The sequence below is a fragment of the Pseudoalteromonas shioyasakiensis genome, from assembly GCF_019134595.1.
Classification (GTDB): domain Bacteria; phylum Pseudomonadota; class Gammaproteobacteria; order Enterobacterales; family Alteromonadaceae; genus Pseudoalteromonas; species Pseudoalteromonas shioyasakiensis_A.
In genome coordinates, this window is sequence record NZ_CP077770.1 from 3,348,086 (window position 1) to 3,374,662 (window position 26,577).

General features: G+C 37.7%; 24 protein-coding genes. 5 read left to right on the top strand and 19 right to left on the bottom strand.

Translation table 11 applies throughout. The features are described 5' to 3' along the window. Positions 1 to 15 precede the first annotated feature (15 nt). From KQP93_RS15455 to KQP93_RS15475, 5 genes are all read left to right on the top strand, one after another. Positions 16 to 777 (top strand): glycosyltransferase, encoded by a 762-nt coding sequence (locus tag KQP93_RS15455; protein ID WP_217875119.1) that lies wholly within the window; start codon positions 16 to 18, stop codon positions 775 to 777. A gap of 6 nt (positions 778 to 783) precedes the next feature. Next, on the top strand, positions 784 to 1,836 hold the full coding sequence (locus KQP93_RS15460; protein WP_217875120.1) for a glycosyltransferase: 1,053 nt from the start codon (positions 784 to 786) through the stop codon (positions 1,834 to 1,836). 8 nt (positions 1,837 to 1,844) lie between these two features. After that, a complete protein-coding gene (locus KQP93_RS15465) occupies positions 1,845 to 2,558 on the top strand; it encodes a WecB/TagA/CpsF family glycosyltransferase (RefSeq protein ID WP_217875121.1) in 714 nt (237 codons plus the stop codon). Further along, the gene (locus tag KQP93_RS15470; RefSeq protein ID WP_217875122.1) at positions 2,542 to 3,855 is read left to right on the top strand and encodes an O-antigen ligase family protein; all 1,314 of its coding nucleotides are present in this window, start codon (positions 2,542 to 2,544) and stop codon (positions 3,853 to 3,855) included. Before KQP93_RS15465 ends, KQP93_RS15470 begins: the two co-directional genes overlap by 17 nt. A gap of 166 nt (positions 3,856 to 4,021) precedes the next feature. Beyond that, a complete protein-coding gene (locus KQP93_RS15475; protein WP_217875123.1) occupies positions 4,022 to 5,416 on the top strand; it encodes a BNR-4 repeat-containing protein in 1,395 nt (464 codons plus the stop codon). A 38-nt stretch (positions 5,417 to 5,454) separates the two neighbouring features. Here the strand turns inward: KQP93_RS15475 and KQP93_RS15480 are convergent, their stop codons facing one another. The 19 genes from KQP93_RS15480 to KQP93_RS15570 all read right to left on the bottom strand — a co-directional run bounded on the left by KQP93_RS15480 (position 5,455) and on the right by KQP93_RS15570 (position 26,438). Then, the gene (locus tag KQP93_RS15480; protein ID WP_217875124.1) at positions 5,455 to 6,750 is read right to left on the bottom strand and encodes an oligosaccharide flippase family protein; all 1,296 of its coding nucleotides are present in this window, start codon (positions 6,748 to 6,750) and stop codon (positions 5,455 to 5,457) included. Continuing rightward, positions 6,740 to 7,852 (bottom strand): glycosyltransferase, encoded by a 1,113-nt coding sequence (locus tag KQP93_RS15485; RefSeq protein ID WP_217875125.1) that lies wholly within the window; start codon positions 7,850 to 7,852, stop codon positions 6,740 to 6,742. Before KQP93_RS15485 ends, KQP93_RS15480 begins: the two co-directional genes overlap by 11 nt. A gap of 122 nt (positions 7,853 to 7,974) precedes the next feature. Beyond that, on the bottom strand, positions 7,975 to 9,222 hold the full coding sequence (gene wcaK, locus KQP93_RS15490) for a colanic acid biosynthesis pyruvyl transferase WcaK (RefSeq protein WP_217875126.1): 1,248 nt from the start codon (positions 9,220 to 9,222) through the stop codon (positions 7,975 to 7,977). Between the two features lie 6 nt (positions 9,223 to 9,228). Further along, positions 9,229 to 11,250 carry a secretin N-terminal domain-containing protein gene (locus KQP93_RS15495; RefSeq protein WP_217875127.1) on the bottom strand — a complete coding sequence of 674 codons (2,022 nt, stop codon included), beginning with the start codon at positions 11,248 to 11,250 and terminating at the stop codon, positions 9,229 to 9,231. Further along, on the bottom strand, positions 11,240 to 11,734 hold the full coding sequence (locus KQP93_RS15500) for a hypothetical protein (protein ID WP_217875128.1): 495 nt from the start codon (positions 11,732 to 11,734) through the stop codon (positions 11,240 to 11,242). Before KQP93_RS15500 ends, KQP93_RS15495 begins: the two co-directional genes overlap by 11 nt. Next, on the bottom strand, positions 11,731 to 12,273 hold the full coding sequence (locus tag KQP93_RS15505) for a hypothetical protein (protein WP_217875129.1): 543 nt from the start codon (positions 12,271 to 12,273) through the stop codon (positions 11,731 to 11,733). Before KQP93_RS15505 ends, KQP93_RS15500 begins: the two co-directional genes overlap by 4 nt. Continuing rightward, positions 12,270 to 13,226, bottom strand: coding sequence for a hypothetical protein (locus KQP93_RS15510; RefSeq protein WP_217875130.1), 957 nt, complete (start codon positions 13,224 to 13,226; stop codon positions 12,270 to 12,272). Before KQP93_RS15510 ends, KQP93_RS15505 begins: the two co-directional genes overlap by 4 nt. Next, a complete protein-coding gene (locus KQP93_RS15515) occupies positions 13,226 to 14,062 on the bottom strand; it encodes a general secretion pathway protein GspK (protein WP_217875131.1) in 837 nt (278 codons plus the stop codon). Before KQP93_RS15515 ends, KQP93_RS15510 begins: the two co-directional genes overlap by 1 nt. Beyond that, the gene (locus KQP93_RS15520) at positions 14,046 to 14,726 is read right to left on the bottom strand and encodes a PulJ/GspJ family protein (RefSeq protein WP_217875132.1); all 681 of its coding nucleotides are present in this window, start codon (positions 14,724 to 14,726) and stop codon (positions 14,046 to 14,048) included. The genes KQP93_RS15515 and KQP93_RS15520 overlap by 17 nt, the downstream gene beginning before the upstream one ends. After that, the gene (locus tag KQP93_RS15525) at positions 14,707 to 15,123 is read right to left on the bottom strand and encodes a prepilin-type N-terminal cleavage/methylation domain-containing protein (RefSeq protein WP_217875133.1); all 417 of its coding nucleotides are present in this window, start codon (positions 15,121 to 15,123) and stop codon (positions 14,707 to 14,709) included. The genes KQP93_RS15520 and KQP93_RS15525 overlap by 20 nt, the downstream gene beginning before the upstream one ends. Continuing rightward, complete coding sequence (locus tag KQP93_RS15530; RefSeq protein ID WP_217875134.1) at positions 15,104 to 15,571, bottom strand: prepilin-type N-terminal cleavage/methylation domain-containing protein; 468 nt, start codon at positions 15,569 to 15,571, stop codon at positions 15,104 to 15,106. Before KQP93_RS15530 ends, KQP93_RS15525 begins: the two co-directional genes overlap by 20 nt. Then, the gene (locus tag KQP93_RS15535; protein ID WP_217875135.1) at positions 15,555 to 16,745 is read right to left on the bottom strand and encodes a type II secretion system F family protein; all 1,191 of its coding nucleotides are present in this window, start codon (positions 16,743 to 16,745) and stop codon (positions 15,555 to 15,557) included. The genes KQP93_RS15530 and KQP93_RS15535 overlap by 17 nt, the downstream gene beginning before the upstream one ends. Continuing rightward, positions 16,742 to 18,403 carry a GspE/PulE family protein gene (locus KQP93_RS15540; protein WP_217875136.1) on the bottom strand — a complete coding sequence of 554 codons (1,662 nt, stop codon included), beginning with the start codon at positions 18,401 to 18,403 and terminating at the stop codon, positions 16,742 to 16,744. Before KQP93_RS15540 ends, KQP93_RS15535 begins: the two co-directional genes overlap by 4 nt. Next, the gene (gene gspG, locus KQP93_RS15545) at positions 18,390 to 18,797 is read right to left on the bottom strand and encodes a type II secretion system major pseudopilin GspG (RefSeq protein ID WP_217875137.1); all 408 of its coding nucleotides are present in this window, start codon (positions 18,795 to 18,797) and stop codon (positions 18,390 to 18,392) included. Before gspG ends, KQP93_RS15540 begins: the two co-directional genes overlap by 14 nt. A gap of 86 nt (positions 18,798 to 18,883) precedes the next feature. Beyond that, positions 18,884 to 19,606: a DsbA family protein gene (locus KQP93_RS15550; protein ID WP_217875138.1), complete on the bottom strand. Its 723-nt coding sequence runs from the start codon at positions 19,604 to 19,606 to the stop codon at positions 18,884 to 18,886. Positions 19,607 to 19,684: 78 nt separating this feature from the next. Further along, positions 19,685 to 21,475, bottom strand: coding sequence for a hypothetical protein (locus KQP93_RS15555; RefSeq protein WP_217875139.1), 1,791 nt, complete (start codon positions 21,473 to 21,475; stop codon positions 19,685 to 19,687). Positions 21,476 to 22,003: 528 nt separating this feature from the next. Further along, on the bottom strand, positions 22,004 to 24,697 hold the full coding sequence (locus KQP93_RS15560; protein WP_254907684.1) for an SLBB domain-containing protein: 2,694 nt from the start codon (positions 24,695 to 24,697) through the stop codon (positions 22,004 to 22,006). A gap of 106 nt (positions 24,698 to 24,803) precedes the next feature. Continuing rightward, positions 24,804 to 25,583 carry a DUF481 domain-containing protein gene (locus KQP93_RS15565; RefSeq protein ID WP_217875140.1) on the bottom strand — a complete coding sequence of 260 codons (780 nt, stop codon included), beginning with the start codon at positions 25,581 to 25,583 and terminating at the stop codon, positions 24,804 to 24,806. Between the two features lie 36 nt (positions 25,584 to 25,619). Continuing rightward, complete coding sequence (locus KQP93_RS15570; protein ID WP_217875141.1) at positions 25,620 to 26,438, bottom strand: mechanosensitive ion channel family protein; 819 nt, start codon at positions 26,436 to 26,438, stop codon at positions 25,620 to 25,622. Positions 26,439 to 26,577: the final 139 nt, after the last annotated feature.

Sequence of the window (26,577 nt, forward strand, 5' to 3'; positions counted from 1 at the left end):
TTAAAAAGAGCTGTGATGAGTGTCTTGAACCAAGACTATGTGAATTGGCAGCTAATTATTGTAAATGACGGTTCATCTGATGATACTAAAGTGTATTTAGATGATTTGGCTCAGACTGACTCTCGCATTGTTGTTTTTCATAATGAAACCTCTTTAGGTGCATGTGCTGCACGTAATCTTGCTATCGAAGCTGCTAAAGGAGAATTTATTACAGGTTTAGACGATGATGATGAATTTACGCCTGAACGCCTATCCTACTTCATTGCGAATTGGAGCGATGAATACAGTTCTCTTTGTACACCAGTCATTGTTTGCAAAAATGAAAAACAGACAGCACATAACTATTTTATAGGTAAACTCTCTTTTGAAGACTTATTAGTCGTTAATAAAGTTGGTAATCAATTGTTCTGTAAGACTTCAGACATAAGAGCTATAAATGGTTTTGACGTTTCTTTTAAAGCGTGGCAGGATTATGACACTTGGCTACGATTTTTTCAGAAATTCGGAACAGGTTTAAAGCTAGAAAAAGCAACATACCTTCAGTACGAAGAGCAAAGTAGCGTTAGTATTACACGTTCATCGAACCGCTTAATCGGCTTTCAACAGTTTTTTGCTAAACATGCGCATGTAATGTCAACAAAGCAAAAAAACGCAATGCTCTGCTGGAAGGCTATTATTTTAGGCAAATGGGTCCCATTAAGATTATTAATAAAGTCGCATTGTGATATTTACAAATACTCTGTCTTACACAACATCAAAGTTCTTTTAGGGAAATAGCGACTGATGCATATCGCTTTTGTTTTAGAAGACTTTACTCTTGGTGGCGTCGAACGTGTCTCCGAAAAGCTGATCTCTGCTTTAAACAACCACTACGGGTATACTATCACTATCATTTGTGAATACGATCAGGGTGATCTCAAAGATACTTTTCACCAGCTTGGCCCTGTTTTTACCTTAGGGGGGCGCAGTAGGCTCCTCCGATTTAAAAATATTTGTGCGCAATTGCAGCCAGATCTTGTTGTTTTCACCAAAGGCGGGCTTTCTCGTTACGGTTTGATGCTCTCTTCTTCTACCCCGAAAGTAGCTGTACAACATGTACCTATAAATCTTCCAGATCAAAGTGCATTTAAGAATCTATTCCGCCGAGTTGGTGCATCAATACTGTTCAGAACTTTAGATAAAGTCATCTGTGTTTCTGAGGGAATTTTAAACAACTTGCAACAACTTAAAGTAATTGGTGCAGATAAGGGTCTCTGTATTTATAACCCAGTTCTCGATCAACATATCAAAAAGCTAGCTGCTGAAGATGTAGAATATGAAGATTATTTTGTGTGTGTTGGCCGGTTGCACTTCCAAAAGGGTTACGACCTTTTAATTAAAGCAGTAACACAAGCTAAGCAGGCAACTCCTTCTCTTAAAGTCATCATTATTGGTAATGGCCCCGATGAGAGAAAGTTAAAACATCAAATTGCTCAATCTGATTTAGCCGATACCATTTTATTACATGGAACAACCGATAACCCGTATAAATATATCGCACATGCAAAAGGTATACTTTTACCTTCACGCTGGGAAGGAATGCCAACTGTTTTAGTTGAAGCTGCTTATTTAGATACACCGATTGTTGCCTTTGATTGTCGTTATGGGCCTAAAGAGCTTACAGGACAAGGTCAACTTGGCTACTTAGTCGAGTTCTTAGATGTTGATACATTCGCAGAAAAGATAGTTGCCCTCGAGTTGAATAAAGCCCCTAAGTTACCCTCGCCAAATGTGGATTGTTTTTCATTAGAAGCAGCAGCTTCTCATTACCATAATCTATTTAAATCATTATTATGAATAACAAATTGAATAAAAAGCTAAACTCAGGTGAGATTTTTGACCAAACGAGTGCTGAAGCTTTTGCAGCCGAAAATAAGATTGTCATATCTTTTCTAAACCCGTTTTCATATTATGAAGTGGCACAAGATGACGATCTAATAAATGGGGTTGATTACTACTTCTCTGATGGCTCGCTACTGTGTCGTTTGCACAATTTGTTTCTTCCAAAAATTACCCGTGCAAGTTTCGACTATAGCTCAATAGCAGGTACTTTTTTAGAGTCTGTAGCGGCAAGTGGCAAGCGTATTGCTATCATAGGCGCGACTGAAGAAGAGAATACATTAGCGGTTGAAGTGCTAAAAAAGCAGTATCCAAATTTAAACGTTGTTTTCAATCGTAACGGGTATATTGATGATAATCAAAAGATTGCTAACGAGTTAAATGAGCTGCAAGTTGAAGTTGTATTAGTTGGTATGGGTACCCCTTATCAGGAACGCTTCTCTATTTTCTTGAAAGAACACTTAACATCTCCTGTAGTTATCATTACTTGTGGCGGTTTTTTAACACAAACATCAATCAAACCCGATTATTACCACCCTTTAGTAAAGAAGTTTGGCTTAAGGTGGCTTCAGCGTATCGTTATGCATAAGCATGTTCGCGACAGAGTTCTTAAGGTGTACCCTAAATTTATTTTTTCTTACCTCAAAACGATGATCAGGCAACATGCAACAAAAAAGTAAAACGTTGATCAACTCAGCTCAGTGGCTAACTTTATCCACTGTTTTTATGCTGTGTTATTGGCCTACCTATATTATTCCTGCTTTAGATGATCATACCGTCCAAAAAGTATACTTTTTTATCATGCTAGGCTATTTCCTGATTGTGACACTTGCTACAAGAACAACGATCAAAGTACCGAGTACGGCTTATGTGTACTTATTCCCTATTGTTGCCATGCTAATAACATTTTGTTTTAGTGTGCCCAACTTTTCATTTTTCCATATTTCAGTACTGGTAAAGCCCTTTTTACTCTTTTTGTTTGTGGTTTTTTTCTACTCATTATTTACCAGTCATTTTGATGCCATAAATAGCGATAAAATAAAAAAGGCACTGACTATCATCTTTGTAATGCAGCTTATTTTTATTCTGCTACAGATTGTGTTGGGCGACATTGATGTATTAATGCTTTTTAACTCAAAAAAAGTTTACGAAGGTTTTGGTTTTCGTGCTCCAGGTACATTTGATTGGGTTTATATAACCTGTTATTTCTTAACCTTTTTCTTGTCGGTATATATTATCGAAGCATTCTTTGGTAAAAATAAGCTAATAGCTCTTACCTTCATTGCGTGTGCTTTTTTAGCAATATTTTTATCACAATCAAAAACAGGTTATTTAGCGACTATTATTATCGCATTTTACTTCACTTTTTTATCTGTCATCTTACGATTAGGAATAGCAACTAAGATTTTAATTAGTATGTTTACCTTGCTGGTACTATTTATCGTCTTTGTTATTTATTTTGAAATCAACCTAGATTATGTCACACGCTTTCTGAGTTACCTGCTACAAGGTAAAATGGATGGCTCGACCTCAACACGTACAAAGCAAACAATCATTGCCTTAAATGAAGGTTTTACCTATTGGTATAAAGGCTCTCCTTTAGCATTAGAGGGGCTCATAATTGAAAATACCTATTTAGATTATCTGTTTAGATACGGTTTATTTGGGCTAATAGCATTTATATCTATTATTGTTATTTTCTATAGTTATTCTCTTTCTGTTTGTATTAATGCAAACAAGTTATACCGTAAAGGTTTATTGAACTTTCAAATGTTCCAGCTTAGTGTTGGCTGTCATATGACCTTTTTTGCTGCATCGTTATATTCTTTTACAGGCACGCCAATCGATGCTTACCGCTCCGCTTTGTGGTCTTGCTTTGTTATTTCTTTATCTTCTTATATTAATACTTTAATTAAGAGGCAATCTAGACTTTTAAGTGATTCTTCAAGGCCTGAAATAACGACACCACAAAAATAAGCAATTCATATTTAAACTCGTTGGCAAGCTAGCTTTTAACTGTCAGTATGCTTGCCAAAAAACGTCCCATTCCCTACAGTCCCCATTACGTTTACAATATAACGTTTATTACATCAGATACTTTACTAGCTTGTTCAATAAAAGTATTTCTCCGAAGGATACCCCAATGCTTAATTTTAAAAGCGCTTTTTTCCTTATAACACTCTTTATGTTTCTGTTCGGATGCAACAGTAAAACTCAAGAGCAAGACACTCAAAAAGTTGAGAACCAAGAAGTCACAACCCCACCTTCGCCTTTAACACTTATTCCTGAAACAAGGATAAATGATAATGAGACCATATTTACCATAGACGAGTCGAATAGAGCAGGATGGTGGAAGCCCATTACTAGTAATGATAAAACGTTGTTCGTGGCGTTCAATAGCTTAGGGCCAGAGAGCTCTCACTGTGAAGATAATAGTACACACCATATTACTGTTGCATATAAAAGCGAACAGCAAAGCTGGCAATATTTAAGCGCTCAAACAAGCAAGTATTTATGGAACAAATGCGATAACAATGGACACAAGCAACCTACCATTGCTGTGGATGGTAATGATGTTATTCATCTTTGGGCTGATATGCATAATGACAAAGATGGTTGCTGCTATTTTAATAATTCAGACTCTCACGATAAACTTGCACTACAAAATGATTTTAAAGGCAGAGGTAGATTTACTTACCCAATCGCTGATACCTCACCTAGCGGTGATATTTACTTAGTTTTAAGAAACCTACCCAATATAAACCCAGGTGATGATTCAGTGAATTATGAAGGCGCTGGAGAGTTATATTTATGGGAGCACAATCTAAAAAAATGGAGTAAGGCGGGCACTTTTGCTGAAAACACTCAACGCTTACAAGGCTTTAATGCTCCCGTTTACCCTGATGATGTTTATGTAGACTCACAAGGAATTGTGCATATTTTATGGCAATGGTCTTTAAAAACAACCGATGCTAAGAGGTACTATGGCAGCTACATAACTTATCATGAAAGTGATCGCTCTTTCTATGCAGCAGACGGTTCACTACTTTCAACACCAATATCTTTGGCGTCAAGGCATACTATTCCAAACTTAGTTTATGAAGATTCCATCCCTTATAGTGGTACATTCATTCAAACTGCAAAATTAATCGTTGATGATAATTATTGTTCACCATGTATAGCCTATAGGACAATTACTGAAACTCAGCATCAGGTTCGCTTTACCCGCTGGGTGGAAGGTCAATGGAGTGAGCCTGAGATTGCTTTCTCAACAAGTGATAGCATCACTTCTGCTACATTGGATATTTCAGTTGATCAATTAGCTGTAGCGATTTATTACGCAGTAAAAGATGAGGGTGCTTTTGTAGCAAGACGAGAACTTAATGGCCTTAATTGGACTAGTGAACTTTTGCAGCCAAGTTCAGCACAAGATATTCGCCTGTCAGTCACAAATTATGCAGATAAGATAGTTTTATACCTAAGTAACTTGGTCAATGAAGATAAGCGCTCTGAACTAACTATACAGCCTATCGAATAATTATATTTTTACCTAATTGAGTCTATTACTAGGCTCAATTATATAAAATGATAGAAAAAGTTAATTATTAGATAAATAAGCACGTTGGTAGTAAACATAAGTAGATATGTTCTTTTAGGTATATCAGGATCGCTTATACTAAAGAAGAATAGTGCACTTGCGGTCATGCTCATTTGCAGTGCTGCCACACCAAATGCAAACAGGCTAATGCTTTGCAACTGGGTCAATATTAACAATACACAAATACTGATTGATGATGAGAGAAGATTCCACTTAAACTCTATTTTTGTATTACCTTTGGCTTGCGCAGCTATGCCTAACAAGGAGCCAAATGGGGCAAGGCAGCCAACGATAAATAAACCATACAAGATTGGAATTGACTGCTGGTATTGCTCAAAATAAAACTGAATAACAACGGTAAGAGAACCTAAGAACAATAAATACATTACACTGTTCATAGCACTAAGAGTCCGCATGGAGCGATTAAACGTCGAATAAAACTCTTTAAACTGTGTTTGTTGTTTGGCAAGTTTTGGATAAACCAGCCTAGCAATAAGAATACGGATAAATTTAATAGGCTGCATAAGTAATTCTTTTGCAAATGAGTACAGACCTAGAACCTCAACCCCCATTAATTTACCAATAATAAGCTGATCAAGCTGCGCACGGACTTGGTTCAAAATTTGCGAGCCCATTTGATAGCCTCCAAATGCAAGTGCAGGCTTTACGATTGCAAAGTCAACTTTATAACTTGGGTGCCATGATTTCTCGGCAAAAGTTAAGAACAGCAAATATCTTAGGCTGTTAGTAGCTAAAAATGCATACAGGTAAGGGAAAATGCTCGGTATGCCTATTTTTATAAATCCAAAGGTAAAAAGTAATAAACATAGCTTCGTCGCTATATCTATTTTTGCCAAAGCAACGTTCATTTCTGACTTTATAAAGTTGGCTTGATATTGTGCGCTTAGGCCTAACAGAACAAAGTTAAACGCCATTATGTATAAGCTTTCGGCTATATCTTTTGACTCATAAAAATTTGCAACTGGTAAAGCAATTAACGCAATTAGCCCGCCAGCACCAGCCCCTAAAAATACGTTTGTATAGTACAATGCCGAGCTTTCTGAACGAGTTAAAGCTTGTTTGTAGATGAAATAGTTAGACAATCCCATATCTTGTACAAGATAGGCAATCGCTAAAAACACATTGATTATTGCCAGTACACCTATCACTTCTGGGTTGGTGTAGTAAGCTAGCATAGCAAAAACAGAAAACTGTACTGCGCCGGCAATTGCTGATGAAGCAAGTAACCAAATGCCTTGCTGTTTAGTGCTCATTTAATTTGACCAGAATATCCAGTAGTTGAGTATATAGCTTGGACTGCTCAAAGCTCTGCTCAACTTTTTCTTTGGCTGTTGCTCTCATTCTTACAATGTCTATTTGACCATTGGCGAGTCTTTCTATTGAGTCAGCAAGCTCTAATGGAGCATGCTCTTGAGCAAGTAAACCACTTTCATTGTTCGAAATAAGCTCAGGTATACCGCTATGATAAGTCGATATGGTGATTAAGCCCATTGCCATCGCTTCCATTAATGCAACAGGAATACCTTCCATATCGCCGTTTTCAGCGACAACCGATGGCAATAAAAATACGTCGGCGTCGTTTAGCAGTTGTGCTATTTTCTCTTGCGGCTGAAAACCCAGCAGTTTTACGCTATTAGAAAGCTGAAGCTGATCAATTTGCTGAACAATCTGTGGTTTTAAATCACCATCACCCACAATTTGATATTCAAAAGCAACGCTGCGTTTTTTTAACTCCGCCATTGCATCTAGCGCATCAGCCAAACCTTTCTTCTCGATGAAACGGGCTACGCTGATAATTTTTAATGGCTTACAAATAGGTTTACCTAATTCTCTGCACTTAAATTGCTCACTGTTAATCCCCATGCGGTTTACGGTGATTTTATGATGCTGACAACCTAACGAAATAAGCTTATTTTTCCACAGCTCACTAATAGGTAACATTAACTCACCAGTTTTGAAGAGGTTTTCATAATCATGTTTGAAAACATCTAAAGTGGCTTTTACTGAGATATCGGCACCATGAAACACTGTAACCAATTTACCTTTTACTAGCCCAAGCTCTCGCATTTTGTTTGCGACAACAGCTGCAGTCCCAAAGTGAGCTATAAATATGTCAGAGTCAAAGCGCTGTGTAGCTCTAGTTATAATGCTTGGCAATAGTAATGACTTGCTATGTATACCAAAACGAGCGATATTTAAAGACGCTAACTTTTTACTTACTTGCTGTGGCCAAAGTAAAGTTACAATTCTTTTTAAGCGAGTTTTAAGTCTACTATCGGTAACAGATTCTGTTGTTAAATATGTCGTTTTTTCAATAAGTTTATAGTCATTAACTGCCTTATGACTATTAGTCAAATCTCCTCGACCAATTGCCAATATGTGGACATTTACCCCTCTATTTATTAAGCCAATAATCTGATTTATGACAAATGTTTCTGATGCTACGGGGAATTGGTTTAAGAAAAATGTGACTTTCATTAGTCGCGCTCAATTTTTTGAAGTACTCGTGTGACCATATCTCTTACTTTTTGGCGCTCAACTTCTACTTGTTGCGCCATTTTACTTTCAGCATCATCTAAATTAGCAAGTAGATGTCTGACTGAAGTTAGCAATTCATCACTGAATAATGAAGTCACATCTTTTGAGAGCTCTGGTAAGTCCAATTGAGCCATTATGCCTTTTGACTTGTGCTCATAGTTCAAGGCAATCGCAGGCGTACCGAAGTTCATTGAAATAATCGCGCTGTGTAAACGAGTTCCGATCGTTAAGGTACATAAACCTAGAAAAGAACCTAACTCTACGTCATTCAGCTCATCCATAATAACGTGACAACTTGACTTGTTACGCACCAAACTTTGAACTTTTAGCGCTGTCATACGATCATCACGATGATAACCGCCTATCCCAGTACAAGTTGAGCACAGCACTATTTTGTAGCCATCATTGATTAAATTATCAATTAATTGTGCAAAGTGCTCTTCATATTGCTTCTGTGTAACACCTAAACGCTTATCAAAAGGGGCTAATTCACGCAATGTAATAGCAATGGTTGGAGCTGCTTGAGTAAGTGCTGTTAAGTGGTTAGGGAGCATAACAGGCTGATTAGGAACAACCCATGCAGTATCAGCTCCTTCAGACACTTTTAGATCGGAAATACCAGCCTGCTTCATGTAGTTCAAGCTAAGGTTTTCTCTTAATGCTAGTTCATCGACACGAGAAAATACTCTGTCAGCCAGTTCTGTGTATTTCTTACTATGGAATGGACCCACTGAATGGCCTAGTAAAAATAGCTTCTTTTTGGCCAATAAAGTACACAACGCATGCTCGAACTGAGCAGGGCCATAAAGGTCAACAAAAAATGAACCGCCGACCTGAATAACTGCATCATAGTGTGAAATTACGTCTAGCTGCTGAGAAATATGCTCAGGCAAACTTTTTGAGCTTGGCTTATTTAATTTTCTAGCTAAAAAGTAACCTAAGAATCGACGGCTATATTTTTTCCAAACTCGAGCCACTAAACCATTCGCTTGAGTATCATGATAATGATCCAAAGGATCCATGACTAAAGTTTGCCCAAGTAAAAAACTTGAGCTAATTGGGAAGCGGCTATAAATGTCAATTTTAATATCAGGGTGTTGCTTAACAAGTTCAGCTATTAAACCCCTAAGTATTGCGCCATCACCCCGGTTACCGCAGGTATGATTTCCAACCAGTAGTAATTTCATATACCTTTACTTAATTGTAATTGGAGTGCTGTAAAGCTTTGACATTGCTTCGCTAAACTCATCAACTTCACTCGAGTCATTAACAACCTTAGTTGTAATTAACATCACTAGCTCTGTACGGCTATTTGAATCGCTCTTGCTTGAAAATAAACCACCTAATACAGGTAAGCTACTTAATAATGGTACACCATTGTTGTTATCAGATTTTGTTTCTTGAATAAGACCGCCTAAGGCTACAGTTTGGCCATCAGCCGATAAAATTTCAGTTGAAATAGCTCTGTTTGTAATAACCGGTGTATCTGCACCACTTGTATCATTTGGCTGCGCATTACTTACTGACATAGCCACACTCAATGAAATAACCCCCTGAGAGTTAATAATCGGTGTTATTGCTACATTTACGCCCGTAGAGCGATATTGAATAGAGTTTGCAACAGAGTTGTTGTCGCCAATATCTTCTACCGTTTGAGTTACAATTGGTACCTGATCACCCGACGTAATTGTTGCAGACTCACCGTCTCTTACGATCATGTAGGGTCTTGATAAAACGCGCGTGTTACCTTTACTGTTACTCCAATTTAATTTAGCTTGCCAGTCGCCTTTAATAATGGTTGACGAAATTGAGCCACTGCTTGCAAGGTTTAATAGGGTGCTGTCGCTGTCATCACTTAACGAGTTATAAACCCAGTCAATTCCAGAAGACATATCATCACTTAAATTAACTTCAAGAATGGTTACATCTAAAATAACCTGGCCAGGTAAAACATCCATTTTTTTGAGTAAAGACTCAACCAAACGATACTCATCATTGGTGGTATAAAAAATTAGTGCATTTTGTTGGCGATCTAAACTAAAACGCATTGGACCTGCATCAACAGAGGTCTTACGCCCCCTATTTCCTTGCTCAGCACTCCCTTGATCTTGATTCGTTGTTGCACTTCTATTTGAACCACCGAGTAATAAACTACTGATCGATTCGAGCATAGTTTCTGCCTTTGCATATTTTGGTTTATATACAAAATATTGCCTTTCATCACCGGCAATCGGCACATCAATTTTATTCGCCCAAAAGATAATACGATTTACGATATCTTCATTTGCAGCATATGCAACAAATGCATTGATTCTAGGAATTGGCACAAACGATACATCACCATCAGTTGAAACAAGCATGCCATCTTCTGCAAGCAATTCACGTATTTGCTCGATACCTTCAATTGGTGAAATATGTGCAAACTCAACAAGACGAATTTCGCGGCCATACGCTCTTGGTACATCAAGCATTTTAATGATTCTTAAAGCTCTTAGAATCTCAGCACGATCACCTTCAACAATAATGAGCTTTTGTTGCGATTGTACGGTAATTGCCGCCGTTGAAAGTTTACCCATTATGCTGGAAATATTTCGACTGCCGCTATATACATAAGGAACAATTTGAGTGATAGCACCAGCCATATCTGGCACATCTGTCGCTTCACCGCCTATACCAATGCCAATTGAGTTTTTCTGCGAGCTACCAGTCACTTTAGATAAATAAATGATGTCGTCTTTACGAAGTGTCTGAATAGCGCTTTCTTCAAGCGTTTTCACAACTACTTTGTAAAATTCAGAGCGCTCTATTGGTGAAGAAATATTTAAGGTAATTTTGTCATTAGAGGCAGCTAGCTGCGGAGCCACCACATAATTTAAATTTAAAAGTTCGTCAAATACACGACTTGTGAACTCTTTTACTGAGATTTCATCAGCAGCAAACGTAATCGGCTCACCAGTTAGTTCAGGTGGCTTTTTCGCATCTTCTTTTAATTTTGAGATGCCGCCTAAATCTTGTACTTTAACAGCATTAAAGCTATTTGGAGTCTCATCACTTTCGGCAACTTCTGGCTGAGATTCATTTTTGGTTAGGTCTTGTTTTAGGATAGATCTTTCAACCTTTAGATCCTTTCCTTGCAGTCCACCAGTTTGAACACATCCAGACACGGCTAACGCTAGTGCAAGTAAAAGCGTGCTTTTATATGGACTACTTTTCATTTGAAACTTCCTCTACGTTCTCAGTCCTTGTGATATTAATGACCTGTGGCTTATACATTTTTAACAAGTACTCTTTTTCGTTATTTATTAACTCAACGCCTGTCGACATTATCGACTTTAGTTCTAAAGAATGAAATGTATCACCTTTAACAGCGTCAACCACAGTTTCTTTATTATTTTCACCTTTAATTCTCAATCTCGCTTTTGCGAAGCCGCCTGAGGTATGAATAGAGATTAAAGAAACTGTAACATCAAAAACATCTGGCAAGGCTTCTTCTTGTTCATCTTGAATACGCGAAAAATTAATCCCCAAGATGTCAGCAAACCCCTTCACATCGAATTGCTTTGCGCTTATATTCTTTGTAATGACAGGCAATGGCTCATCTTTTGATTTATCTGAGCTTGATGGGTTATCAAGAAGAAAGTCTCCGGCCCAAAATAAAATACCAAGTACCACCAAGATTAAAATTAAAATATTTTTCATTGTTTTTTATACACTCGTAAAAATTCAATGTTGGCTCTAATTAGATCTGGCTTAGCTTTATCTCGGAACATTGAAATTTGTCTTACGCGATTGCCATACTCAATATTTTCAAGCTCAAAAAGTAAGTTGAGAATTAAGTTTCCATCACCCGACAGATTTAACCTGCCCGTGTAAACAGCGTACGTATCATTTATCTTCACTTCGCGTTGAGGAGCTTTATTGTCAATACTGACCTCATACTTGGCTATTACCGAATCAACAGCATTTAACCAAAATAAAGATGGATCTTGGTTTTTCTCAAGCGTAGGGATTTTATCAAATTCGCCAAGATGCTTATTAAATTCTTCAAGGTAATTTTCTATGTTGTCTTTTGAGTCGAGTGCTCGCTGTTGTTTGTTAACGAACGCTTTAACGCTATTTAATTCCTGTTTTTTGTTATCTAACCAGTCTAACCATGGAAAAAAAATAAACTCTAAAGATAGTAATAAAGCAATTAAGCTTAACCCAACCGTTTTTATTGAAATAGCATCCTTGTTCATTTCAATACCACCTCAATCGAAAATACCTCTTCATCTAAGCTATTTTTAGTTACTGGTCTAGTGAATTTAGCCTCATCAACCGAAGGAGACTGGATTAGCTGTTCTAGTAGTTTTGTTGCTGAGCTACTAGAAGAGCCACTCATACGAAAACCCGTGTTGATAATGTTCAACCGTTCAATAAAAATATCATTTGAAGAAATACCTAAGCGACTAAATACATCTAACACGTTAGGATTTTCATTTAAAAACTTAACCAGCTCAGTTGTTTGCTGCTGCTTATTATTAAACTCTTGTTTTAACGCAAGCACTTGATTAACACTTTCTCGGTGATCTTCTTTAACAGACTCATAGTAACTGGTAGCTAATACTAGATAAGCGCTTAATGCGACTCCTGTTAAGCTAAGAATACTAACAAGAGAAATAATCAATTGGCGGGTTTTAAGCTTTTCTACTTTTCCTGATGCATTCTTTTTATCGATAAAAAGCCCTGGCAAATTAATCCATTGAATATCTTCAATAGCTTTTAGCTTACTCGGCTTATTATTATGCTGAATTGATAAAGGGTATAGACTTTGCTCTTCTACTCTATCAAACAAAGGTAAAATCAACTTACAGTCACGAGGGACTTTATTCATGACATGCTCAGGAACAACAAAGTAACTTACCTCTATTGAGTTATTAGTTACGCGCTGAATGCTCCAACTGAAATGCCCTTCCATCGGCGGTAGCTGAAATTTTTCAGCTTTAATGATGGCGTTCAGTTGCAACAAATTCGTGTTATTGTAGGTTCTTGTTGTTGCCCAAAATAAATCCCTATCAAGAAAACATGCTGTTAGCAGCATACTTGCAGACTTTTTATAGGCTGTATTTTTAACTTCAAGGTCTGCTGTTAGGTGATATTTATAGTGACATAACGAAGAAGTTAAGCGTAACTTTTGTAACAGGCGTTTCATTATTGAAAAATTAGCTCATCATCAGTTATAAAATATGGACGAAAGGAGTCAACCCCTCTCAGTAGCGTAAACGATTTAGTAATCGACAAGTTTTTAGTAAACGTTATTTCTATTTTGTATCGACCACTTGGGTAACTACTCCCTTCCATAGAAGCATTTTGCTCATCAGGGACCGTAAGACCAAGGGCAGAGTATAAAGAATTCGGCATGTATTGTCGAACAATGTAATCCCCTGAATACAGAACTAAATAGGGCTCAATTTTCGAGTAAATTTCATTATCTTCAATAATATATTCGAGCTCTTTTACACTCTGTATAGTATCGTTAGTTGGTAGATTAGGTTCGGCGTAATCTCCTTTTTCTGCTCCTTCGATACGAGTTAAGTCATCTACGTCTTGCCAATCTTTGAGTCTATCCTTTATACGTGGAACCAGATCTGGGCTTAAACCATTGTTGACTAATAAGTTTAAAAAGTCCTTCTCGTTATAGGGCAAAATAGAGACCAAGCCTCCAATATCTTGTACTTTAACAGTGAAATTGTCATGTTCTTTGATGCCGCCTTTGAAGTCTTGCGTCATCGCATTAGAAACGGGTTGCCCTTGAAAATCTCGACGAGGTCCCAAAATACCAAATGAGCTAGTCATATAATCAAACACCATTTCGGCTTGTACTGATTCTAGCTCTAAAACGGCATCTGTGTTTTGTTTTATTAAGCCCGTTAAACGTGCATTGTTTTGCCCTTTCGAAGACATATAAATCATGATTACAGCCATAATTGCTGTAATCATCAGAACCATAAATAAAGCAACCCCTTGCTGCTTAGCCTTCAAACGCATTACTTGCTCCTTGCTGGTAAGGGTTAACCTCTGGAATTTGTAGAATAATATCTGAGTTTCTATCGCCAGCGATTTTTACGAACATAGGAACAAGCCCTCTTTTACTCCCTTCAAAGGTGCTATACCACTTTGGTGATGGCTTAACATTTACGTTTAGATACTCTGAGTAAAAGTCGTCTAGTTCAAAACGATTCTTCCAACCAAAGTAACTAATTTCTACTTCGTTAGCATCTAAATATGTGAGCTTTTCGTCACAAGGGAACGAGCCTGGAGGCTGATGCAAAGGGAAACTGCCAAAAGGTACTTCACAATATTCAAGCCTATTTTCTTCAATTACTAGCGCTGCAACTGCGATTGGCGATGAAACGATAATGGGAGACTCAGTAATAAACAACATAGACTTTTCTTCACCTATAAAAAAAGGGGTTTTAGCTCCTTCTTGATTGGTGTGAAAAAACGGCTTTAAAGCTCGAATTTGGTTATTTATAAGCTTGGTAGTTGTTAAAACATCGACACTGCGCGACTTATCTTGCTTTGTTAGATTTAAAATCGAATATCGATAACTGCTTACAGCAAGAGTCATTACTAACGAGAAAATAACCATCGCGATTAATACCTCAACGAGGGTAAAAGCTCCTTGCTGCTTAATTCTTCCAATAAACATCTTTTACTCTCAATATGACTTTTTCATCATTTTTGACCTTTACCTGAATTTCGTAAAGTATCAAAGTACCTGTATTTTGATTATCAGAATCAGACATTTCGTTAGATATACTTCGTAATGGTGGTTTTTCATCTAATACCGTTACTTGCCATGTAAACTCACTGTTATTGATAGTATATGAGCCACTATCAGAGCCATTATATTGATATTGATAGGCAACATAGTCTTTTATGAATTCACCTAACTGAGCTCTATCGATGTGGCGTGACAAACGCATTTCATGGAGCGAGGTTGAGCGAGCAACATAACTCATAGCACTGATTGCTATAAATAAAATAATCGATGCAATAAGCACTTCGATGAGAGTCATACCGCGATTATATTTCAAAAATTTCATTTTCATTCTTGTTATTGAAAGTCGCTTTAATTGCTAACTTTTTAAAGTAGGTTTTAGCACTAACAATAAAACTCGAGTTTTCAAAGGTCAGTGTTTCGAAAGTAACTTTCTTTAAGACAGTATCTTCAGCTGTATTTTTTGGATTATTCAGTTCGTTTTGCTCTAGTTCAGCAGCTTGGTTTACGTTCTGGCTTTTATTTATTGATAAATCTGTGATCTCTAATGAGTTGTTGCTTAAGTTTATTTTTAACGTTACTCCTTTATAAACACTATACTGCTTCGCAAATTTCACAGCCTCGATTAGCTGCTTACGCTCTCCGTAGCGCTTTGTTTGCTCAAGTTGTTGCCACATATTTGGGAGCACAAAAGAGCTAGCTAGGCCAATCAGTACCATCACTATTAATAATTCTACTAGTGTGAAGCCTACGCTTTTAGAACGATACATCATTTATAGACACTATGCTCAGTAACATGGTGATTACAACAGAACCAACAATACCACCCATGAAAAGTATTAACAGAGGCTCAAGCATTGCTGTAAAGCGTGTTAACCATTGCTCAAAGCTTAAACGAGAGCGTTGTGATATTTCGGTAAACGAACTAGTTAAAGTACCACTTTCTTCACCTACTGAAATGAGTGAAATACCAATATCATCAAACAACCCTAATTTTGCCAATTCTGTACTTAGCTCACTCCCTGAAGATACAGAAACAACACTGTTTCTGAGCTTATCCCTCAAAATAGGGCTAATAACTGTCTCTGCGGCAAGCTCTAAACCAGATGACAAACTCACACCACTTTCGAGTGTCAGTTGCAATGCCGTTGAAAAACGTATTTTGTCTGATTGTTTAATAATTGTTTTTATAAGAGGCAATGCCACGGTTGCTTCAAGTAGCTTAGCTTTTAAGGTAGGCTTACGCAGCGCTGAAACAATACCGACAACAATTGCCATAATTATTAATAGCATATGCACTTGATAGCTTTGCACCCAGTTAGAGGCATCAATTAAAAATTGGGTGTAACTTGGTATATCCTCAACAGAATCAAACATTGAAGACATGCTGGGTATAACAAAATTAAAAATGGCCCAAATTGCTAGCACGCAAACAATTAAAATGAAAAATGGGTAAGTAATAGCCTGAATCATTTTACTTCGTAATGCGTTTTGAAATTGTAGGTTTTGACTTAACCGAGAGAACACTTGTGGAAGGTTACCTGTGCTTTCACCAATCTTTACCATCTCAACAAATAAGGTCGAAAAGACTTCAGGTCTTTTGCCTAACGCGTCGCTTAACAGATCACCTTGTTTTATATCACTAAGTACACTATTCCAAATAGCCCCCATTGCAGATTGACTATTCGACTTAGCTAAAACAATTAGCGCCTTATCAATTTTTAAACCATTTTTAAGAAGCGTAGACAACTGATTTGTCGACTGCTCCATATCAGCTAGGGTTACCCTCTTACGCTTAAAGCCTTGCTTTTCAGGTGATACCTTTACAACAAGTTTATAGTCTTTTTTTAACGCCTGTATGGCTGCAGCCTCATTTTCGGCATGCAGCTCGCCTTCAGTTAACTCACCTGTTTTGGTATAAGCTTTAAACTTAAATAGTTGGTTCACCCAGCTACCCTCATCACTTCTTCAATAGTAGTTTTTCCTTGAAGTGCTTTTAACATCCCATCTTGTTTCAAACTGCGGAGTTTTTTATCAGCCATAAGCTGGTATAAGTTATCGAGTAACTTTTCATCTTTAGCTAAGCGCTTAACATCATTATCGCATGGTAAGTATTCTAAAAATGCCACTCGACCGGCATAACCGGTATGTTCACAGTGTTCACAACCTACCGCTTGATGCAGCCCGGCGTATTCAGCTTGATTCAACGAATGTAAGCCATACTTTTCTAATTGCAGCTGGCTCTCTTCCTGATCTAAAGGTTTTTTGCAGTGAGTACAAAGTGTTCTGGCAAGACGTTGTGCCATAATTGACACTAAACCTGCATTTAACAAATACTCTTCAATACCTAAATCCATTAATCGGGTATAGGCTGATGGTGCGTCATTGGTATGAACTGTACTAAATACTAGGTGACCCGTTAATGCTGATTGCAATGCAATTTTAGCAGTTTCATTATCACGGATCTCACCAACCATAATTACGTCGGGGTCTTGACGAACAATACTTCTTAAACCTGCCGAGAAGTCAAAGCCGATATCTGAATTTACTTGTACTTGGTTTATGCCTGGTAATTGATACTCAACAGGGTCTTCTAGAGTCACGATTTTCACATCAGGTTTATTCATTTTATTTAAAAATGAATAAAGTGATGTAGTTTTACCTGAACCTGTTGGGCCAGTCATGAGAATTACGCCGGACGTACGCTTTAAATCTTCATTAATAAAGCTAATTAAATCTTCTGAATAACCTAGCCTTTCTAAATCAAATTTTACAGCATTCTTAATTAAGAAACGCATAACCACACTTTCACCAAACCCAAGTGGTAGTGTTGAACAGCGAATGTCTAAATCCGTCGAGCCGGCTTTCATCTCGATTTTACCATCTTGAGGACGCCTTTTTTCAGCTATATCCATACCAGATAAAATTTTGATACGCGAAATTACTGCTAACTGCAGGCTAAGTGGTATTGGGTCGGCTTCTTTTAAAATTCCATCGATACGGTAGCGTGCTCTGTACCTTCCATCGACTGGCTCAATATGTAAGTCTGATGCACCTAGTTTTACACCCTTGTTGATGAGGCTATTCACTAAGTTTACCGTTGGCGCACCTAGAGCTAGCTCTTTCAGCATTGCTAAGTTATCAGAAGAAACAACTAGCTCAGGCTGTTCAACTGAAATCGCATTAAACTGCTCACTAAGCAGTTCAAAGTCTTTTTTAGTTAACGCATAAAACTCAATATTTAAACCAATAAATCTTAGATAATCTAACCCATCATTATTATGAGGAGAGGCAAAACCTAACTTTATAGTTTTATCGTCAATTTCTAAAGGAAGAAGATGGTTTTCGATTAAAAATTCAGTATTGATGTTATTTAGCTGCTTCACATTGGTATGGTCAAGTGCTAAAGGCCCCTGCCATTTAGAACATTTAAGCAAAGCTGCATACATATCACAAAGTTGCTCTTCATCAATCCAGCCTGAATTTAACAAAAGAACATCTAAAAAATCATTACTTGTAGATTGGTATTCAAGCGCTTGTTTTAGCCTTTTTGAATCTAACAGTTCATGCTCTACAACATATTCCTGAACTTTAGTATTCCACATCAGCGTCTTCACCTTCACCACCAGGTTTACCATCACGTCCGTAACTTTTCAGTACAAACATTTCTGAGTTATTTTTTTCTGATTTTGGTGAATAAAAATAAGCATTTCCCCAAGGATCAAGTGGTATCTTTTGTGGAAAATATGGGCCATCCCACATATTTTTATCGCTACTTAGTAACTCATTGAGGTCTTCAGGGTAGTAACCTATATCTAATCGATATGAATCGAGCGCAGTAGCCAAAACTTGCATTTGTGCTTTTGCAGTTCCTTCTCGAGCTGAGTCAACTTTACTAAACATCCTTGGCGCTACAATAGAGGCTAATAAGCCTAAAATAACCATAACGATTAAAAGCTCAACAAGCGTGAAGCCTGCATAATTTTTTTTAGTTTTCATGAATTTTCCCTGAGAGGCAATTAAAATTAGGGACCTATAAGGCCCCATAAATTTACCATAGCTAGTTGACGATGCAACAAGAAGATTTATTTAGACGATTTTACTCTCTCAATAACAGTAGAAAAATCTTCAACTGATTTCGCGCCCATCACAATTTCATAGTTGGTGATGTAATTACCCTCTTTTTTACCAATGATAAATACTGGCGTTGAACCTAAACCTAGTGCGATTGCATCGTTTAATGAGTTAGTTACTAAATTATGAGTTTTAGTATCAGCTAAGCATGCATTAAATTGCTCTTCATCAAGTTGGTTTTCTTTGATTACATCAGCAATATCAGGGTCAGTAATTGCGCCACCTAGGTCAAATAATTGCTCTTTTACAGATTCATATTGACCTTGTTGATTTGCACAACGTAGCATAACAGCTGCATAAGGGGCTTTAGGGTGGATATTCGCTAAAGGTAACTCTCTTGCTAAAACAGCAAGTTGGTTAGTATCGACGAACTGCTCTTTTAATTTTGGCCAAGTCTCTTTTTGAAACTTTTTACAATATGGGCAATGTAGATCTGTAAATTCTAACATGACAACATCAGCAGACTCTGAGCCGATCCAAATCCCTTCGCTAGATAGCTCAATTTTGTCTGGTCTAACAAGCTCTGCTAAGCCTACCTTTATTGCTACTTGTCTTTGCACTTTTTTCAGTTCTGCAATTTCATTTTTTAGCGCAGTTACTTCACTTGAGTCTTGTGTTGAAGCACAGCCTGACAATGCTCCCAAGATACCTGCTAATACAAAAAGCTTTTTCATTATTACTCCATTTTAGGTAAAAAAAACCCCCGCCTAGGCGAGGGTTTATAGCATAACTTAGTAGCTAGTAATTATTAATTACTGGCTCCATTCGTTTTGGTCAAGAACTGGCATTACACGGTCTGAACCACCAAGAACACGCTGTACAGATACACCGTGAACAGTGTCACGAGGTGCAGTTACAGTGAATGTTAAAGTGTGACGGTTTGCGTTAGATTTAGCGTTAACACCATCAGTACCTAGTGAACCAGCAGCGTAACCGCCATCAGCACCAGTGTAGCTCTTCTGGCTAACAGCTTCTTCGATTAGTTCAGGAACGAAGTAAACAACTGAAGATTTAGCTGGAACAGTACCTAGCTTAACTGCAGTTACTTTACGGTTACCAGTGTTACCGTTGTCTGACTCACCGAATACGTCAACAGTTACTTCTGCAGCTTCATCGTGCTCGTTAGTTACACGTACGAAGTTACCTTCACCGTTTACAACGTAAGGAACTTTAAGTACTGCACCGTTTACGTCGATGTTGTGAGTGAACTTGTCAGCAGCACAGTGATCGTTGTAGCTAGTGTTACCAAAATCTAGTGTGAAGTGTGTGTTCACATCGTAGTTGAAGTTCATGATGCCAGAAGCTGAAGTGTTAGTTACAGCGTAGAACATTTCGTTGTAGTCAGCACCAACTAAGTTGCTTGTACCTGTAGCAGGGTTAGTTTCTGCATCACCAGAAGTAGCTGGTGTGAATACGTCTGTAGCTTCAGTGTTGTATACTGGAGCAGCAGCTTTAGTTAAACCAAATGAACCCCAAGTAGTACCTGTTTCAACAGCAACTTGATCAGTTAGAGCTGTGTCAGTAGAACCTGTACCTACTGTACGGCTGTTGTAAAGACCCATTTTAACAGTTGAACCTGGCTCAGCTGTTGCAACAAATTGAGTCTCTAGGTGATCGTTTGCACCTAAAGTGATGAAACGGTCTAAGTTACCAGATACGCCACGGTTGTAGAAAGCAGTCTTGTAGATAGCTTGAGTCTTAGTAGCAGTTAATTGCTTAGTACGGTCAGAATCGAAAACGAATTCTGTACGAGCAACGATTGCAGTGTTGTCAGCATTTGAGCTTTCAGCATTTACGTCTACATCAGCAGTAGTGCCACCGTTAAGAGCGTAGAACTGCGCAGAGATATCAACTAAGTCAGTTGCTTTAGAGATACCACCGATGATGTCGTAACCTGTGCCACCATCTGTTTTAGCATTAGTTGCTGCGATTGTAACAGTTTTAGACGCAGAAGCAGTAGTACACTGATCGTTAGCAATCTTGATACCAACTGGGTCAACTGAAGTAGCAACACGAGAGAATGCTAAACGGCTACCTGCACCGATAGTAATACCAGCTTTAGTTAGGAACGTGATAGTACCTGAACCGTCTACTGTACCATCTGAAGAAGCAACTGCAGAGATAGTAGTACCGTCGCTTTTAACTAGGTGAATTTGGTTTGAGTTACCGTCGAATACAGCACCGTCAACTTTAACAACGATGTTAGTACCGCCAGGGATATCAGTTGTTGGGATGTAAACAATTTGCTGCATATTTGCAGTAGTTGTACCATCGATGAATTCGAAATCGATTGGTAATGACTTGGTTAACTCGTATGCAGCTGACATTTCGTCAATAGTTTGAACTTGTGTAGTTGTACCAGCTGTTGCTGCTGGTGAAGCAACACGTGTACCACATGAAGCACCAGTGAAAAGGTTTTCATGATTCGCAACTGTAGCGCTTTTGTAGATTTCAAAACATGCTTCAGTACCTGCGTACGCGTTGCTAGCTAGACCAGCAGCGATAGCAGCTGGGATTAGAGCGATTTTATTAAAACGCTTCATTTTTATCTCCTTGTATCCGGTGGACACTTTAGTTTCTAATATAAAGTTTGTTAAAACCTCTTGATTCTAACAAACAATTTAATAATGTAAAGAGCCCGTCCGACACTCCTAAAAATAAGCAGTATCAACTCAGGCCCGCTAATTATGATAAGTAAATCTCGTTTATTCAAGAGCAAATTAAAAAAAGACTTAATATTTGCTGAACAAGTGATTGTCGGAAAATTTAACAATTATGTACAAATAGAATAAATACTTTACATAATCAAGTCGCACCAGCCGAAAGGCCTAGGCTAGAGGAGAGTTTAGGTCAATAAAACAAGATTAACAAGATTCGAATTTTTAACTTAGTTCAATAAAAAACTTCTTGTCACTTAGATAAAAAATGCTCAAAAATCAAGTTTGACTCAGGAAGTAGCTGGCCAAGCAACTTAAAAACTAGAGTAAAAACTCAAAAACCTTTCTGTCTTTAATCACATACTAGTTAAAACTAGCGGCAGATTAAGGTGACTGCCGCTAGCACTAAAATTATTAAAGCGAGCTGATCGCTGCAACAGCAACACCCATTTGATAAATAATTTGTGTTGCCGTACTCCAAAGCGTTAAGCTATCGATTTGATCAGTATCCAATGGCACAACAATTGTATCGCCTGGAGATAAAGTAGCATTATCAGCAACTGCAAACCATGATCCTTGTTCTGGAACCACTACTAAACCACTTGCTTTAATAATGTATAGTCGCTCTTCATCTGCACCTGATTTAAAACCACCACTACGGCTAATGTAATCTTGTAGTGTTAAACGCGAGTCGAATAAATGTGAAGTTGAGAAGTTAACTTCACCTACAACACTAATATTATTATTTTCACGTGGAATATATAACGCATCATTATTTTGAAGAGTTAAATCTACAACGCCCTTTTCTACAGCAGGTAGATCAATTACTAAGCGGCCAACCGACTTGATGTTACCTAAGTCTGAAATTAGCTTATCCATATCTGCATAGTTCGAATTAGACTGTGTAATTGATTTTGTGAAGCTTTGTGATGCTACGCTTCGACGAAGATCCTGAGCCAACTTATCAATTTGACGCTGTTCTTTTTCTCTGATTGCTTGACGTGTAAATACCGCCCCTTCAGGGTAAGCAAATTTAGTAAAACCGCCAGCTCGTTTAATAACACTGGTTAGGTCTTCACCTTTACGGATACTATAAACACCAGGAAACTTAACTTCTCCGGCGATTCTTACTCGTAAGTCACTTTGCCAGTTAGGAATAGGGTATACACTAATAGAATCTTTACTGTGAACAGCGAAAGACGCCGCTTGATTTGAATCAAGTGCGTCAGACAAGTCGATATTCACGTGTTCAATATTTTCATTATTAGTAAAACGAGTGATTTCTGCTCGGCCAAGGTAAGAGGATTCGTTTAGCCCCCCCGCAGCTACAACCGCTTTATTTACCGTTGCATTAACCGGTAACGGATATAAGCCAGCATATTTTACTTCGCCTCGAATACCAAATACTTTAATTTTGTTTTGATGCGAAGACTGTTCATTTAACTTTGCAATAATTGGTTTTAGTAATTTCTTGCGGCTAAAGACAGCGTAATCAGCTTCTTTTAAGTCTGATTCTTGAGTATTTAAAAGCTTGCTAATATTCTCTGTATTTACAGCAAAACTTGAATTAGCTCCAGACAACTCCTGATCTAATGATTCATCATCAATAAAGTTTACAAATTTATAGAATTCTTGCTTCTCAAACTCGTTCCATAGTTCTACGCGCTTTTGATGAGCTAACTGCTCCTCTGTCAACGCTAACGACTTTAATGCGTTATTTTCATCAACTTTAGTTTGAAAACGGCTAAATACAACAATTACATCATCAGCTTTCAAAGTTAAATTGTTTTTAGGATCGTTGTTAAATGCATCAATTAAAGAAAATTGATATACCTCGATATCAGATTTTTCATTTATTTCGCGAAGGATCAATGCGTAGTCAAAATCTGCGATAGGTAATAAGTCACTCTTTAAAGAAGAGAATAAATCTTTAACCTTTTTTCCCTCTGACCAAGAATAGTTTCCTGGGTAAGTAACTGCACCTAAAAGCGTCACACTATTATCAAACGCTTCACTTGAAGAAGGAACTGTAACTACATCGCCAGTTCGTAAGTGAGTGTTAGCCTTTAGGGAAAAATCAAGAGGAATTACTGTTTTAAAGCTGTCTTCAGTGTAACGTTCAACAACCGTCTTAGCTGAGTTAGCATTAGCAGTATAACCCCCAGCCATTGTGATGAGGTCATTGATTGTTTCAGTTTTTTCAAGCTCAAAAATTGCCGGGCGCTTTACAGCACCTTTAATACTTACTTGTTTTCCAACTGAAGGAATAAACACAACATCACCTGGTTTTAAAATTACATCACCAGAGCTGTCACCTTTTATTAGTAAATCATATAAGTCTAATTCAGAGACTACCTTCCCGCCCCTTTTTAATTGAATATGGCGAAGTGAACCAATTTTCGAAATACCACCACTAACAAAAATTGCATGTGTGATTGAAGATAACGACGGTACTGTATAGGCACCAGGCATAAATGATTCACCCAATACCATCACACGAATACTACGCGTTTTACCCATAGAGACAAACGCTTTTACTCCGATAACCTCTTGCTGAATTTTAAGCTTAATTAATTCAACAACTTCTTTATACTTTAAGCCAGCTACATTTACCGGTGAAAGATTTTGTAAAACTAAACGACCTTCGCGATTAACCGTAACTTCCTCGCTACTATATTCTTTGCCGTATAAATTGATACTGAAACTATCACCAGGGCCTACAATGTAATCATCAGGAACAAGTGCGCTTTCTGTAGGAGCAAATGTTGTAGGTTGACCAGAAAATAATTCATAGCCGAATGGTTCAAGATCAGTTGATTTTGGCTTGAATTTATCTTCCTTATTTACTTCTTCTTTTACTTCATCATTTAGGGTTTCTCTTGGCAAAACAGAGTCTACATTTTCGCTATCTGTATTCTTTGTTGAATTAGCCTCTGAGTTTAAAGCTGAAAGATCAAAGCCATATTTCTTTGCAAGCGCTTCTTGCTGTGACTTCGGTAGTTTTTTTAGTTGCTCAATTTGTTGTTTTGATGGTGCCGTTACAGATTGCGCATCCGTGATAAATAGCAGCGAAATAAAAAGAGCTATAAATAACTTAAAAAACTTCACAGAGTTTCCCTTAATAAGAAAATAAAAATAACCGCGGCATACTACATCATTTTATGAGCAAAAAAAATGGGTAAACAAGTTTACCCATTTATAATTAACTCAAAAATTAAAAACTATACACAAGCGTTAGTGACGTTTCTGTATCTGTGTTTTCTTTATCATCGGCAACATCTGAGTTGTGAGTGATGTTGTAAGCTACTTTCATTTGTAGTGAGCCATTGATCTTAGCTAGAATTGCAGATTCTGAACGCGTTTTAGTGTTGGTATCACCATATTCAACTGATACTAACTGAGTAAAACGTGCGCTGTCTGAAATTTGCCAGTTGTAATCAACTTTACCTAGCGCGATGACTTCGCCTTCGCGCTCACCAGCAAGTGATTCACCGTTGTCATCAACTTCAGTGCTATCATTCGGATACTGGAAGTACTTATAACCAGGACCAATTTCTGCGTTTAACCACATATCAGAACGGTCAATTAAACGTAAACCGTAACCCGCTGAAATAACTGATTCATGACGGTATGCACCAAAGTAATCAGATACGTGCGAGCCGTAGATGAATAAATGTGAGTGCTTTTCGTTTAACTTATAGTTACCTTGTGCAGAGATTGAGTACTTTTCGTTAGTACGTTGTGTTTCTTTAACACCTGCATCGTTTTCGATCTCATCTTCTTTATAGATGCCGTCTAACTTGTACTCGTTATTCCAGCTTTCTAAGTTTTGTAAAACTTTAATACCACCTTTTAATGTGGTTGTTTCGGTATTACCACTTGTGATAATGGCACCTAGTTCACTGGTTACATCCCAAGTTTTTGTTTCATCTGCTGCGAATGCGCTAGTTGCAGCACTTGCTGCAACTAGAATTGATAAAGCTTTTAATTTCATTAAAAAATAACCTTTACTACTTGTACGTTAGACTTATTAGTCTTCTTTGTGCAAATGAACATCCATTTGCGGGAATGGGATTGTGATATTGGCATCGTCTAATGCGATCTTAATGTTTTCCATTAAGTCGAAATACGTTGGCCAATAATCAGCAGAGTTAACCCAAGGGCGAACTACAAAGTTTACGCTTGAATCGGCAAGCTCAGATACAGCGACTGTGTATGCTGGGTCTTTTAATAAGCGCTCTTCTTTATCTAAAACTGATTTAAGAACTGCTTTTGCTTCTTTAAGATCTGCATCGTACCCAACACCAATAACTAAATCGATACGACGAGTTGATTCACGAGAGAAGTTTGTAATTGGGCTGCTCATGATTGATGAATTAGGCATGATAATTACTTTGTTATCTGGCGTACGTAATTCAGTAGAGAAAATTTCGATTTTCTTAACTGTACCCGCTTTACCACCTGCTTCTACGTAATCACCTGATTTAAAAGGACGAAGCAAGATGATTAAAACACCTGATGCAAAGTTAGATAGTGAACCTTGAAGTGCTAAACCTACTGCTAAACCAGCCGCACCTAAAATAGCAATGAATGATGTTGTCTCAATACCTAGTTGAGATAGTGCCATTAAGATTGTTGCAGCAAACACAATTGCATAGACAATGCTAGCAACAAATGAACCTACAGCTTTATCGACTTTCTTTTTATCAAATGCTTTCTCAGTCATCCCTTCGCAGAATTTAGCGATGCGACCACCGATAAAGAAAATGATTAGCGCTAGAACCGCCTGAACGGCGTAATGTATGATTAAACCTGAATTCTCGTTGATCCAGTTCATTATTGTATCCATGTTCTCTCCTGAAGTTCATTTGTAGCATAACGCTGTACAAATTATATATGATCTTTGGTTAAAAAATCATTAAATTACGAGCAAAACTACGAAATGAGTATGTGCCTAATTACAAAAGTCGCAAGTCTAATCTGCGAAA